The 13,835-nt window shown below is 68.3% G+C and carries 12 protein-coding genes and 1 riboswitch; of the genes, 6 read left to right on the plus strand and 6 right to left on the minus strand.

Annotated elements, in window-relative coordinates:
• Positions 1–157 precede the first annotated feature (157 nt).
• Positions 158–970, minus strand: a complete 813-nt coding sequence (locus DMB80_RS01985) for an exodeoxyribonuclease III (RefSeq protein WP_111508350.1) — start codon at positions 968–970, stop codon at positions 158–160.
• Between the two features lie 61 nt (positions 971–1,031).
• Here DMB80_RS01985 and DMB80_RS01990 point away from each other — a divergent pair, with 61 nt between their 5' ends.
• The 4 genes from DMB80_RS01990 (at position 1,032) to DMB80_RS02005 (ending at position 5,278) form a co-directional block, all read left to right on the plus strand.
• Entirely contained in the window at positions 1,032–1,862 is an 831-nt protein-coding gene (locus DMB80_RS01990) for an alpha/beta fold hydrolase (RefSeq protein ID WP_111508351.1), read from the plus strand.
• A 43-nt stretch (positions 1,863–1,905) separates the two neighbouring features.
• Positions 1,906–2,025: riboswitch (SAM riboswitch) on the plus strand.
• A 39-nt stretch (positions 2,026–2,064) separates the two neighbouring features.
• Positions 2,065–3,426 carry a bifunctional o-acetylhomoserine/o-acetylserine sulfhydrylase gene (locus DMB80_RS01995; protein WP_111508352.1) on the plus strand — a complete coding sequence of 454 codons (1,362 nt, stop codon included), beginning with the start codon at positions 2,065–2,067 and terminating at the stop codon, positions 3,424–3,426.
• A 5-nt stretch (positions 3,427–3,431) separates the two neighbouring features.
• On the plus strand, positions 3,432–4,550 hold the full coding sequence (metX, locus tag DMB80_RS02000) for a homoserine O-acetyltransferase MetX (RefSeq protein ID WP_205538502.1): 1,119 nt from the start codon (positions 3,432–3,434) through the stop codon (positions 4,548–4,550).
• Positions 4,547–5,278 (plus strand): class I SAM-dependent methyltransferase, encoded by a 732-nt coding sequence (locus DMB80_RS02005; RefSeq protein ID WP_111508354.1) that lies wholly within the window; start codon positions 4,547–4,549, stop codon positions 5,276–5,278. The genes metX and DMB80_RS02005 overlap by 4 nt, the downstream gene beginning before the upstream one ends.
• Before the next feature lie 3 nt (positions 5,279–5,281).
• Here DMB80_RS02005 and DMB80_RS02010 read toward each other — a convergent pair whose 3' ends face one another.
• The 4 genes from DMB80_RS02010 to DMB80_RS02025 form a co-directional block, all read right to left on the minus strand.
• A complete protein-coding gene (locus tag DMB80_RS02010; protein ID WP_046361715.1) occupies positions 5,282–6,484 on the minus strand; it encodes a fatty acid desaturase family protein in 1,203 nt (400 codons plus the stop codon).
• A gap of 11 nt (positions 6,485–6,495) precedes the next feature.
• A complete protein-coding gene (locus DMB80_RS02015; protein WP_111508355.1) occupies positions 6,496–7,626 on the minus strand; it encodes a ferredoxin reductase in 1,131 nt (376 codons plus the stop codon).
• Between the two features lie 413 nt (positions 7,627–8,039).
• Positions 8,040–8,324, minus strand: a complete 285-nt coding sequence (locus DMB80_RS02020; RefSeq protein ID WP_046361717.1) for a DUF3017 domain-containing protein — start codon at positions 8,322–8,324, stop codon at positions 8,040–8,042.
• Positions 8,321–9,178 carry a bifunctional methylenetetrahydrofolate dehydrogenase/methenyltetrahydrofolate cyclohydrolase gene (locus DMB80_RS02025; protein WP_205538481.1) on the minus strand — a complete coding sequence of 286 codons (858 nt, stop codon included), beginning with the start codon at positions 9,176–9,178 and terminating at the stop codon, positions 8,321–8,323. The genes DMB80_RS02020 and DMB80_RS02025 overlap by 4 nt, the downstream gene beginning before the upstream one ends.
• Positions 9,179–9,205: 27 nt before the next feature.
• On the opposite strand from DMB80_RS02025, the gene DMB80_RS02030 reads away from it, so the two are divergent.
• Complete coding sequence (locus DMB80_RS02030; RefSeq protein WP_111508357.1) at positions 9,206–10,414, plus strand: NADH:flavin oxidoreductase; 1,209 nt, start codon at positions 9,206–9,208, stop codon at positions 10,412–10,414.
• Here DMB80_RS02030 and DMB80_RS02035 read toward each other — a convergent pair.
• A complete protein-coding gene (locus tag DMB80_RS02035; RefSeq protein WP_111508358.1) occupies positions 10,398–10,961 on the minus strand; it encodes a TetR/AcrR family transcriptional regulator in 564 nt (187 codons plus the stop codon). The genes DMB80_RS02030 and DMB80_RS02035 overlap by 17 nt on opposite strands.
• Before the next feature lie 251 nt (positions 10,962–11,212).
• Between DMB80_RS02035 and DMB80_RS02040 the strand changes: the two genes are divergently transcribed.
• A complete protein-coding gene (locus DMB80_RS02040; RefSeq protein WP_111508359.1) occupies positions 11,213–13,789 on the plus strand; it encodes an FHA domain-containing protein in 2,577 nt (858 codons plus the stop codon).
• The last annotated feature ends 46 nt before the right edge of the window (positions 13,790–13,835 follow it).

The following is a 13,835-nucleotide window of genomic DNA, read 5'->3' on the forward strand; positions in this document are numbered from 1 at the left end:
GGGCAGCCGCCATCCGGATATCCATCGCCGTCACCTTCTGGGCCATGAACCATGCTGGTCCAGCCCTACTCAGGTGTCAGCGATGTCCCGAGACATACAACTGTCAGCGATGTCCCCGAACAGAACACGTCGCTCAGCGACGGCAACCACGCCGAAATCACGCGTAGGTGACCGTCACGGGGCAGTGATCGGACCAGCGCAGCGCATACGCGGCGGGCCGTTCGGTGCGCACCCCGGCCGCGCGCGCCGCCAACCCCGCAGTGGCCAGGTGGTAGTCGATGCGCCAGCCGGCGTCGTTGTCGAACGCCTTACCCCGCCACGACCACCACGCATACGGCCCGGGCTGGTCCGGATGCGCCGCCCGCACCACGTCCACCCATCCCGTGGCCAGCAGCTCGGTCAGCCACTGGCGTTCCTCGGGCAGGAAACCGGCCTTCTTGACGTTGCCCTTCCAGTTCTTGATGTCGTGCTCGGTGTGCGCGATGTTCCAGTCCCCGCACAGCACCGCATCGCGGCCGTCGGCGCGCAGCGCCGACATCCGCTGCGCCACTGCAGCCATGAAGCGTTCCTTCTCCCGCTGCCGCTCGGTGTCGGCCTCACCGGTCGGGAAGTACACGCTGCCCACCGTCACACCGCCGGTGTCCACCTCGATGTAGCGGCCGTGGGCGGCGAACTCGTCGGCGCCGCAGCCGATCCGCACCTCGTCGTGGACGGTCCGGGACACCACCGCGACGCCGTTGCGACCCTTGACGTGCGGCGCGGCCGAGGCCAGGTGCCAGCCGTCGGCGAGCAGCGGCGCCAGCGCCTCGGCCACCTGGTCGTCGTCGGCGCGGGTCTCCTGCAGGCACACCACGTCGGCGTCGGTCTGCGCGAACCACGGCAGCAGGCCGCGGTTGTCGTCCGAGCGCTGCTTGATCGCGGCACGGATGCCGTTGACGTTGACTGTGCTGATCGTGAGGGGACGCGTCACGGCCGTCGACCCTAGCGGCCGTTCTTGCGGTACCGGCGGTATCACCTTAGGGTCGGGCGCTATGAGCAAACGCGCGCCCATCCACCTCGGCTCCGGGGAACCGGTGTTGCTCCTGCACCCGTTCATGATGTCGAACAACGTGTGGAAAGACGTCGCCCCGGCGCTGGCCGACACCGGCCGCTACGAGGTGTACGCGCCGACGATGGCAGGCCACCACGGCGGCAGCCCCAACCGCTCCTGGCTGCTCGACAGCGGCACCCTCGCCGACGACATCGAGCGCCACCTCGACCGCCTCGGGTGGGACAGCGCCCACATCGTCGGCAACTCGCTCGGCGGCTGGGTGGCCTTCGAACTCGAACGCCGCAACCGGGCCCGGTCCCTGGTCGGCATCGCCCCGGCCGGCGGGTGGCACCGCTGGACCCCGGCGAAGTACGAGATCGTGGCAAAGTTCGTGCTGGGCATGCCCGTCTGGGTGGTGGCCAAGCTGCTCGGAGCGCGCGCGGCGCAGGTGCCCGGCGCTCGATTCCTCACCAGCGTCCCGGTCAGTGCCCGCCCCGACGGCATCACCGACGCCGACATCCTCGAGATCATCGACGACGTCCGACACTGCCCGGCCTATTACCAGCTGCTGGTCAAGGCGCTGTTGATGCCGGGGCTGATGGAGCTCGCCGACTCCTCGACGCCCACCTATCTGGTGGTGTGCGAGAAAGACCGGGTGCTCCCCCACCCGCGGTTCACCGCGCACTTCCGCAAACATCTGCCTCGATCCACCCGCTTCACCACACTCGACGGTGTCGGCCACATTCCGATGTTCGAGGCGCCCGAGCGGATCGCCGACGTGATCCGCGAATTCCTCGACGAACAGACCGGCCCGCAGCGCGCCATCAGCTGAACCCGGTGGCACCCGATCCGCCGGGTGCGTTATTCTTCGTCACGGTCATGAGTGCCAGCGTCAAGCCCCGGCTTGCTGGCCGGCAACCCTCCAACCGCGGTGGGGTGCCCCGGGAGACGACCAGGTTGAGTAGCCGAATACGGCTATAAGGCAAGCGCGGGTCCGCTGTGAAACGGGCCCCCCGTTCACGGAGGAGACATCGATGAGCCTCGATGAGTTCGGTGATGCTCAGGAAGACCCCACCAGTCGGTGGGCGTTCGAAACCAAACAGGTCCACGCCGGCCAGGCACCCGACACCGCCACCGGGGCGCGGGCACTGCCGATCTACCAGACCACCAGCTACGCATTCCGCGACACCGACCACGCCGCAGCGCTGTTCGGGCTGGCCGAGCCCGGCAACATCTACACGCGCATCATGAACCCGACCCAGGACGTCGTCGAGCAGCGCATCGCCGCTCTCGAGGGCGGCGTCGCGGCATTGTTCGTGTCCTCCGGGCAGGCCGCGGAGGCGTTCGCGATCCTCAACCTGGCTCAGAACGGCGACCACATCGTCTCGAGCCCGCGGCTCTACGGCGGCACCTACAACCTGTTCCACTACTCGCTGCCCAAGCTCGGCATCGAGGTCAGCTTCGTCGACAACCCCGACGACCCCGAATCGTGGCGAGCGGCGTTGCGCCCCAACACCAAAGCCTTATTCGCCGAGACGATCTCCAATCCGCAGATCGACGTGCTCGACATCCCGATGGTCTCCGCGGTGGCCCACGAAGCCGGGGTGCCGCTGATCGTCGACAACACGATCGCCACGCCGTACCTGATCCAGCCGCTGCGCCACGGCGCCGACATCGTCGTGCATTCGGCCACGAAGTACCTCGGCGGGCACGGCACCGCGATCGCCGGCGTGATCGTCGACGGCGGCACTTTCGACTGGACCAACGGGCGCTTCCCCGGGTTCACCGAACCGGACCCGAGCTACCACGGCGTGGTGTTCGCCGAACTCGGCGCACCGGCGTTCGCGCTCAAGGCCCGCGTGCAACTGCTGCGCGACTTGGGTTCGGCCGCATCGCCGTTCAACGCATTCCTGATCGCCCAGGGCCTGGAGACGTTGAGCCTGCGCATGGAGCGTCACGTCGCCAACGCCCAGCGGGTGGCCGAGTACCTGGCCGGCCACGACGCCGTGATGTCCGTCAACTACGCGGGCCTGCCCAGCTCACCCTGGTACGAGGTGGGAAAGAAGTTGGCGCCCAAGGGGACCGGCGCGGTCCTGGCGTTCGAGCTGGCAGGCGGTGTGCCCGCGGGCAAGGCGTTCGTCGACGCGTTGACGCTGCACAGCCACGTCGCCAACATCGGTGACGTGCGCTCGCTGGTGATCCACCCGGCGTCCACCACCCATCAACAGCTTTCGGCCGACGAGCAGCTCGCCACCGGCGTGACACCCGGGCTGGTGCGACTCGCGGTCGGCATCGAAGGCATCGACGACATCCTGGCCGACCTCGAGAGGGGCTTCGCCGCGGCGCAGCGCGCCGGCGGCACCGCCGATGCGCAGCTGCTCGAGGTGCAGACGTGACCGTCATGGATGTGGTGAACGATCGCGTGGCGCTGCCGCCCGAAGGCGAGATCGGCATCGTCGACATCGGATCGCTCACTCTCGAGAACGGCGCGGTGCTCGACGACGTCTCGATCGCGGTGCAGCGCTGGGGTGAGCTCTCGCCGGAGCGGGACAACGTGGTGGTGGTGCTGCACGCGCTCACCGGCGATTCGCACATCACCGGTCCGGCGGGCCCCGACCACCCGACTGCCGGGTGGTGGGACGGCGTGGCGGGCCCCGGCGCCCCGATCGACACCGATCGCTGGTGCGCGATCTCGACCAACGTGCTGGGCGGCTGCCGCGGCTCGACCGGGCCGAGCACTATCGCACCGGACGGAAAAGCCTGGGGCTCACGGTTTCCGGCGACAACGGTCCGCGACCAGGTGGCCGCCGATGTCGCGGTGCTGGAACGGCTGGGCATCTCCGATGTCGCGGCTGTGATCGGTGGCTCCATGGGTGGCGCCCGCGCCCTCGAGTGGATCGTCAGTCACCCCGACGATGTCCGCGCGGCGCTGGTCCTCGCGGTCGGCGCGCGGGCCACGGCCGACCAGATCGGTACGCAGAGCACGCAGGTCGCCGCGATCACCTCGGATCCGAATTGGTGCAACGGCGACTATCACGACACCGGGCGCTCACCCGATGCCGGCATGGAGATCGCCCGTCGCTTCGCCCACCTGACCTATCGCGGCGAGACCGAGCTCGACGAGCGGTTCGGCAACGATGCGCAACCCGGTGAAGACCCCACCGCGGGTGGCCGGTACTCCGTGCAGAGTTACCTCGAGTACCAGGGCCGAAAGCTGGTGTCGCGCTTCGACGCCGGCACCTACGTGGCGCTGACCGACGCCCTGTCCAGTCACGACGTCGGCCGCGGACGCGGTGGGGTGGCAGCCGCCCTGGCGGGCTGCCCGGTGCCCACCGTCGTGGGTGGCATCACCTCCGACCGGCTGTATCCGCTGCGGCTGCAACAGGAATTGGCGGATCTCCTGCCGGGTTGCGACGGGCTCGACGTCGTCGAGTCGGAGTTCGGGCACGACGGCTTCCTGGTGGAGACCGATGCGGTGGGCGTACTGATCCGACGCACACTGGAGTTGGCCGGCCGGTGAGTGGTTCGGCACAGCGACGGTCGCTGTCCTTCGGCGCCGAGGCCGCCGCCTACGAGCGCGGCCGCCCGTCCTACCCGCCGGAGGCCATCGACTGGCTGCTTCCCCACGGCGCACACACCGTGCTGGATCTCGGCGCGGGCACCGGAAAGCTGACCACGCGCCTGGTCGAGCGTGGCCTCGACGTCGTCGCCGTGGATCCCATTCCGGAGATGCTCGAAGTGCTGCGCGTGTCACTTCCCGACACGCCCGCGCTGCTCGGCACCGCCGAGGAGATCCCTCTGCCGGACAACAGTGTCGACGCCGTGCTGGTCGCCCAAGCCTGGCATTGGTTCGACCCGGCTCGCGCGGTCGAGGAGATCGCCCGGGTGCTACGTCCCGGCGGACGGCTCGGCATGGTGTGGAACAACCGCGACGAAAGATCCGGCTGGGTCAAGGATCTCGGGCAGATCATCGGCCACGAGGTCGACCCGTTCACGCAGACGGTGGAGCTGCCCGCACCGTTCGCCGATGTGTCGCGACACCAGGTCGAATGGACCAGCTACCTGACGCCGCAGGCCTTGATCGACCTGGTGGCCTCCCGCAGCTACTGCATCACCTCGCCCGAGCAGGTGCGTACCCGCACGCTGGACCGGGTGCGCGAACTGCTGTCCACGCACCCGGCTCTGGCGAACTCCACGGGCCTTGCGTTGCCGTACGTCACCGTCTGCGTGCGCGCGACCCTGTCCTGAGGCCTACGCCGCCCGGGCGCGCTCCCGAAGTGCGGTGCGCAGCCCACGCTTCGGCGTTCCCGGGGTGGGTTCGACGCGGCCGAATCGCCGCTCCGAGGCCGTTTCCGGGGCGTCGTCGCTAGGGGCCTTGAGGTACTTGTCCGGCAGCGCGAGCTTGAGGATCGTCCAGAACGACTGCCAGTACTGCCGCAGCAGCGGGCCGGTGGTGTACGGCAGGTCGTACTTCTCGCACAGATCTTTGACTCGCACGCTGATCTCGGCGTACCGGTTGCTCGGCAGATCCGGGAACATGTGGTGCTCGATCTGGTAGCAGAGGTTGCCGCTCATGAATGCCATGACGGGACCGGCGTGGAAGTTCGCCGAGCCCAGCATCTGGCGCAGGTACCATTCGCCGCGGGTCTCGTTCTCGAACTCCTCTTCGGTGAATTTCTCTGCGCCGTCGGGGAAATGACCGCAGAAGATCACCATGTACGCCCAGTAGTTGCGAATGAAGTTGGCCACCGCATTGCACTTGAGCGTGTGCTTCCAGTTGGTTCCGGTCAGCGCCGGGAAGACGATGTAGTCCTTGCCGACCTGCTTGCCGACCTTGCGGCCGATGACCTTGAGGTCTCGCAGCACCTCGCCCCTGGACTTCTCACCCTTGCGGTACTTCGTCACCTCGACGCCGTGCAGGGCCACACCCCATTCGAAGAACGTCCCGAGTAGCAGGTTGTAGATCGGGTTGCCGATCATCCACCGTTCCCAGCGCTGATCACGCGTGAGCCGCATGATGCCGTAGCCGATGTCATCATCGAGCCCAACGACATTCGTGTACTTGTGGTGGATGAAGTTGTGCGACTTCTTCCACTGCACCGACGGTGAGGTGGTGTCCCATTCCCATTCGGTCGAGTGGATTTCCGGATCGTTCATCCAGTCCCACTGGCCGTGAGTGATGTTGTGGCCGAGCTCCATGTTCTCGATGATTTTCGCCGTCGCCAGCATTGCCGTGCCGGCCACCCGGGCGATTCGACTGCTGCTCGCGAACAGTGAGATGCGGCCGCCCGCCGCCAACGCACGCTGCAGCTGGATGGTGCGCCGGATGTACCGGGCGTCGCGCTCACCGCGGGATTCCTCGATGTCGGCGCGTATCTGGTCGAGTTCGGCCGCGAGATTCTCGACGTCCTCTTCGGTGAGGTGCGCGTAGGCCTTGATGTCGGTGATCGCCATGGGTTCTCTCCTCAGATCTTGATGGTGCAGTCACCGGAGGCGGTGGATATGCATGTCTGGATACGGTCGCCCGCACCGTGTTCCTGCCCGGAACGGATGTCCCGGACGTGCCCCTCTTCGAGCGGGAGCACACAGGTCTGGCAGATACCCATCCGGCAGCCGAACGGCATCTGAAGCCCGGCGTCCTCGCCGGCCTGCAAAATGGTTGTCGCACCGTCGATCTCGACGGACTTGTCGGAGATCGCGAAGTGCACGGTGCCGCCTTCTCCGCCTTTGTCGGTGGCCGCGATCGTGAACCGCTCCATGTGCAGCTGGTCGGCCAGGTCGTGTTCTTCCCACACCTCTTCGGCTGCGTCGAGCATCGCCGACGGCCCGCACACCCATGCGGATCGCTTCTGCCAGTCCGACACGATCTGGTCGAGTTCGGTGAGCTCGACCTTGCCGTCCTCCTGGGTGAGCTGCAGGTGCAGGCGGTAGCCGCGCTGCTCGTTCTCCAACTCCCGCAGTTCGTCGTGGAAGATCACCGACTCGGCCGACGGCGCCGAGTGGATGTGCACGATGTCGGGCGCCTGGCCGCGGGCCCGCAGCGACCGCAGCATCGCCATGATCGGCGTGATGCCACTGCCCGCGGTGATGAACAGCAGCGATTCCGGCGGCGGATCGGGCAGCGTGAACTCGCCCTGCGGCGCGGCCAGTCGAATGATCGTGCCCGGCTCGACCCCGTCGACGAGGTGGGTGGACAGGAATCCCTCCGGGGTGGCCTTCACCGTGATCGAGATCTCGTCACGGTCCGGTTCGGGTACCGAGGTCAGCGAGTACGACCGCCAGTGCCACCGGCCGTCGACGCGTAACCCGATTCCGACGTACTGGCCGGGCTGATAATCGCGGGCGAAGCCCCAGCCCGGCCGGATGATCACGGTGGCCGAATCGTCGGTCTCCCGGCGGACCTCGACGATCTCGCCGCGCAGCTCACGCGCCGACCACAGCGGATTGAGCAAAGACAAATAGTCGTCCGGGAGAAGTGGAGTCGTGGCGCGGGCGGCGAGCCCGCGGACCATGTTCACCCACCCCCCGCTCGGTGCTTCGACGTCACGGGCCGGTTTCTTGGACCACCGCGCCACCGTTTTGACCACTCCGGCCATGGATCACCCCTGATGCGCTCCGCAGAAGTCGGTGTGACTGCAGTCACACCGATGAGGACGATGCTGGGGTATCCCTACCCGCCAGTAACGAAACATTTGTTCACCGATTGATTTTTCGGGCCGCCGGAGCCTCGTGGCCTGCGCCATCAGGCCTCGGCGGCGCCGCGGTGAGCCGCGTCGCGGGCGCCGGTTCGTGCCACTTTCCAGGCCGTCCGGCCGACGGCGCGCCGCCTCACGATCACCGGCCGCGCAGCCACCGGAAGTTCCGCCAGCGGCCGGCAATGCTCGAGCACCGGCTGGGGCGCTGGATGCTCGGACGACTGTGGGCCGTCACCGACGCGTGGCTTACATCGGTGCCCGGCGGCATTCCGGCGAGCCGACGGGCGACAGACGGGTCAGCAAACAGGAAACGATCAGCTGGTACCCAGGGGATCGATCGTCCAGGCGATGTAGAGCATGATCGCGCTGACTGCCGCCGTGGTGGCGACGTCGACCGTGCGGCTGCGCACGGCGAGCAAACCGACACGGTCTTCCGGCAAGGTCAGCCGCAGCGCCGACGCCATGCCCACCGCGATCGCCATCACCAACGCACCCCGGCGCCAGTAACCGGCCGCCACCAGCACGAATGCGGCCAGCAGCGACAGCCCCACGATCAGGATCGGCCACTGCCCGGTGAACAGCCTGCGGGTCGCCCTCACGACGCGGCGGCAGCCTCGGCGCGCTCGACGACGTTGGTGAGCAGGAACGCCCGGGTGAGCGGGCCGACGCCGCCGGGGTTGGGTGACACGTGCCCGGCCACGTCCCAGACGTCGGGATGCACGTCGCCGACGAGCTTGCCGGCGGCGTCGCGACTGACACCCACGTCGACGACGGCGGCCCCGGGCCGCACCATCTCGGCGGTCACCATGTGCGGCACGCCCGCTGCGGCGATGATGATGTCGGCCTCACGGGCGATCTCGGGCAGGTGCCGAGTCGCGGTGTGGCACAGCGTCACCGTCGCGTTCTCCGAGCGGCGGGTGAGCAGCAGTCCGAGCGGACGGCCGACCGTGACGCCGCGGCCGATCACCACGACGTGGGCGCCGGCGATCTCCACCTCGTAGCGGCGCAGCAGGTGGACGATGCCCCGCGGGGTGCAGGGCAGCGGCGCCGGCTCGTTGAGCACGAGCCGGCCGAGGTTCATCGGGTGCAGTCCGTCGGCGTCCTTGCCGGGGTCGATCCGTTCCAGCGCCGCGTTCTCGTTGAGGTGCCGCGGCAAGGGCAGCTGCACGATGTATCCGGTGCACTCGGGGTTGGCGTTGAGCTCGTCGAGCGTGGCCATCAGGTCGGCCTGGCTGATGTCGGCGGGCAGATCGCGGCGGATCGAGGTGATGCCGACCTTCGCGCAGTCGGCGTGCTTGCCGCGCACATAGGCCTGGGATCCGGGGTCGTCGCCGACGAGGACGGTGCCCAGCCCCGGGGTGTGGCCGGCCTCGACGAGGCGCGCCGTGCGCGCCGTGAGGTCGACGAAGATCTCGTCGCGCGTGGCCTTACCGTCCAAAGTGATCGCACCCACGGCGATCATTGTGACAGGCTCTTCGACATGACAACTGTCCGCGATGTGTTCACTGGAGCCTCGCTGGGTCCCATCACACTGCGCAACCGCGTGATCAAGGCAGCGACGTTCGAGGCCGCGACGCCGAACGCTCTGGTCACCGAGGACCTGATCACCTATCACCGGCTGCCCGCTGCGGGTGGGGTCGGCATGACGACCGTCGCCTACCTGGCCGTCGCCCCGGGCGGACGCACCGAGGGGAATCAGATCTACTGGCGGCCCGAGGCGATGGCCGGGCTGCGCAAGCTCACCGATGCCGTGCACGCCGAAGGCGCGAAGATCAGCGCGCAGATCGGTCACGCCGGCCCGGTGGCCAACTCCCGGTCCAACGGGACCACCGCCTACGCCCCGGTGCGGTTCTTCAATCCCCTGTCGATGCGCTTCGCCAAACGGGCCACCCGCGACGACATCACCGACATCACCGAGGCGCACGCCCAGGCCGCCCGGATGGCCATCGACGCCGGCTTCGACGCCGTCGAGGTGCACCTCGGCCACAACTACTTCGCGAGCTCGTTCCTGTCACCGCTGATCAACCGGCGCGACGACGAGTTCGGCGGTTCACTGGCCAACCGGGCCAAGGTGGCCCGCGGCACCGTCCTCGCCGTCCGTCGGGCTGTGGAGAAAGCGGGCACGCCGATCGCGGTGACCGCGAAGCTGAACATGAGCGACGGTGTTCGCGGCGGCATCTCGACCGAGGAGGCTTTGCAGACCGCGAAGTGGCTCGAGGAAGACGGCGGCCTGGACGCCATCGAGCTCACGGCGGGCAGCTCGCTGGTCAACCCGATGTACCTGTTCCGCGGCGATGCACCCGTCAAGCAGTTCGCGGGCGCCTTCAAGCCGCCACTGCGCTGGGGCATCCGAATGACGGGCAAAAAGTTCTTCCGCGAGTATCCCTACCGCGAGGCGTACCTTCTGCGCGATGCCCGGCTGTTCCGCGCCGAGCTCTCGATGCCGCTGATCCTGCTGGGCGGCATCACCAATCGCGAGACCATGGACCTGGCGATGGCCGAGGGCTTCGACTTCGTCGCGATGGGGCGGGCCCTGCTCGCCGAACCGGACCTGATCAATCGCATCCGGGCCGAAGGTGCGGCGGTCACATCACTGTGCACGCACTGCAACCAGTGCATGGCGACCATCTACAGCCACACCCACTGCGTCGTGACGGGTTCGCCGTCGCCGGTCAGCTCGGGGCGGTGAGCGCCTGCGCGCAATCGGTGACGATCGCATCGGCACTCGCGGGGATCGCCTGGCGCGCGCCCAGATGACGTCGCACGATCGCGTACGGCACGTCGATCACCGCCGCGCTCACCCGCGCGGAGTCACCCGGGATCTCGCCGAGCACCTTCTTGAGCCTGCGCTGCAAGCGTTTCCGGCGTCCCACGAGATTCTCGGGCCACTCGCCGAGCCCGAGTTGTCCGGGCCCGGTCAGCAGCACCTGGGCCTCGACAGGATGGGCGCGGCACCAGGCGAGCACGGAGAGTGCACCGATGATGCAGCGTTGCGCCGGCTCGTCATCCGTGGCGAGAGCTGCCAGCAGCGCCTCCTGCAGTCGCTCCTCACTGCGCACCCACAGCTCTCCGCACAGCGCTGCGCGGGTCGGGAACCTGTGGTAGACCGAGCCACTCGGCGCGCCCGTGCTGCGCGCCACCGCCGACATGGTGACCGCACCGGGTCCGTCGACGGCCAACAGGTCCGCCGCTGCGTCGAGGAGGACGTCGACGGTGTATCGGGCGGGCCGCGGCATTGCTCCACCCTAAAGTAGAGGTTTACCTCTAAAATGCGGTGCGCGTCCCTGCGTTGATTCAGCGCCCGCTATTGCCGCTATTCACAGGACATTTCAGGTTGCACACGATGGGCGTGTCGCGCGCACGGATAGGGAACAGCGAGATAACAGCCCGGCCACAGATCGCCCACAGGGTCACGCGAGGTACTCGATGAGCGGGGCCTACCGATAGAGTTGCGCGCGATGTCTATTGTCGCCGCCGGAGCGGCTCTGTGACCCGATCTGCACCTCCTGCGCTGACCGTGCGTTATGACGGGTCCACCCGCACTTTCGCAGCCGGCAACGACGTGGTCGTCGGCCGGGACCTGCGCGCCGACGTCCGCATCGCTCATCCGCTGATCTCTCGCGCACACCTCGTGCTGCGTTTCGACCAGGGCCGCTGGCTCGCGATCGACAACGGTTCGCTCAACGGGATGTTCGTCAACAGCCGGCGGGTGCCCGTCGTCGACATCAACGACGGCGCCCAGATCCACATCGGCAATCCCGACGGCCCGCTGCTGACTTTCGAGGTGGGCAAGCATCAGGGCTCGGCGGGCACCCCACCCCCGACCACCGCCGTCCCGGTCGCGAGCCGCCCCAGCGGGCAGTGGCCGAGCCAGACGGCCACCCAACCGGGGCCACCATCCACTCGTCCACCCGGCGGGCGGTCCTACCCGACCACCGGACCACGCACCGGCTACCCCCCGCCACCGCCGTCATCGCGCCCCGTACAGCAGCAGCCGATCTCGTCGCCGGCGATGGAGTCGGTCACCCAGATGGGGCCTGCCGCGGCGCCCCGCTCCGGCGGTGACGGCAACATCGCCACCAGCATGCTCAAGATCCTGCGTCCCGGCCGGGCGCCGGAGGTGCCGCCGGGTTCGGTGAAGATCGGCCGCGCCAGCGACAACGACATCGTCATCCCCGACGTGCTGGCATCCCGTCACCACGCCACCCTGGTCACGACGGGCGCGGGCACCGAGATCCGGGACAACCGCAGCATCAACGGCACGTTCGTCAACGGCTCGCGCGTCGAGACGCAGCTGCTCTCCGACGGCGACACCGTGACCATCGGCAACGTCGACCTGGTCTTCCGGGGCGGCGCACTGGTCCGGCGCACCGAGACCGCCGCCGCCACGGCGACCGGCGGCCTGGAAGTGCACGGCGTGACGTGGACGATCGAGAACAACAAAACGCTGCTGGACAACATCTCGATCTCGGCGCGGCCGGGCACCCTGACCGCGGTGATCGGCCCGTCCGGCGCGGGTAAGTCGACCTTCGCCCGCCTGGTCGCCGGCTACACGCATCCGACGACGGGCCAGGTGTCGTTCGAAGGCCACGACGTGCACGCCGAGTACGCCTCGCTGCGCTCCCGGATCGGGATGGTGCCGCAGGACGACGTCGTGCACGGCCAGCTCACCGTGCGCCAGGCGTTGATGTATGCCGCGGAGCTTCGGCTGCCGCCGGACACCACGAAGGCCGACCGGGAACAGGTCGTCAACGAGGTGCTCGAGGAACTCGAGATGACCAAGCATCTCGACACCCGCGTCGACAAGCTCTCCGGTGGCCAGCGCAAGCGCGCCTCGGTGGCGTTGGAACTGCTGACCGGCCCGTCGCTGCTGATCCTCGACGAGCCGACCTCCGGGCTGGACCCCGCGCTCGACCGGCAGGTCATGACGATGCTGCGTCAGCTCGCCGACGCCGGCCGCGTCGTCCTGGTGGTGACGCACTCCCTCACCTATCTGGACGTGTGCGACCAGGTGCTGCTGCTCGCGCCGGGCGGCAAGACCGCGTTCTACGGACCGCCCAACCAGATCGGCCCGTCGATGGGCACCACGAACTGGGCCGACATCTTCTCCACCGTCGCCGGCGACCCCGACGCGGCCGCGCAGCGCTACCTGGACCAGCACGGTCCACCGCCGCCCCAGCCGCCGGCGCTGACACCGTCGGAGCTCGGCAACCCCACCCGCACCAGCTTGCGCAGGCAGCTCTCCACGATCGCGCGACGGCAGATCCGGCTGGTCGTGTCCGACCGTGGCTACTTCGCGTTCTTGATGCTGCTGCCGTTCATCATGGGCATCCTGTCGCTGTCGGTGCCGGGCGACGTCGGCTTCGGTGTGCCGAAGACGGCGCTCGAGGGCGGTGAAGCCCCCAACGAGCCCGGCCAGATCCTGGTGATGCTCAATGTCGGCGCGATCTTCATGGGCACCGCACTGACGATCCGCGCGCTGATCGGCGAGCGTGCCATCTTCCGGCGCGAACAGGCGGTCGGCCTGTCGACGTCGGCGTATCTGCTGGCCAAGATGGTGGTGTTCACCGCGTTCGCGGTGGTGCAGTCGGCGATCGTGACTGCCATCGCGATCATCGGCAAGGGCTGGGGGCCCGGCGCCGTGGAGGCCGGCAACGTGATCGGCAACCGCAGCTTGGAGTTGTTCGTCGACATCGCGTTCACCACCGTCGCCGCGGCGATGGTCGGCCTGGCCCTGTCGGCGTTGGCCCGCTCCGCCGAGCAGATCATGCCGCTGCTCGTGGTCGCGATCATGAGCCAGCTGGTGTTCTCCGGCGGCATGATCCCGGTGACCGACCGGCTCGTGCTCGACCAGATGTCGTGGGCGACGCCGGCACGCTGGGGCTTCGCCGCGTCCGCGTCGACGGTCGATCTGATCCGGCTGGTGCCCGGACCGCTGACTCCGCAGGACGACCACTGGAAGCACACGTCGGGCGCGTGGCTGTTCGACATGGCGATGCTGATCCTCATCAGCGTGGTGTACGTCGGTTTCGTCAGGTGGAGGATCCGCCTCAAGGCCGCGTGACGACGAGCCTGCGAGGAGTCGCGCGAAAAGTCACCGCTTAGAGGTC

This window comes from Mycobacterium kyogaense (assembly GCF_003254575.1).
Classification (GTDB): domain Bacteria; phylum Actinomycetota; class Actinomycetes; order Mycobacteriales; family Mycobacteriaceae; genus Mycobacterium; species Mycobacterium kyogaense.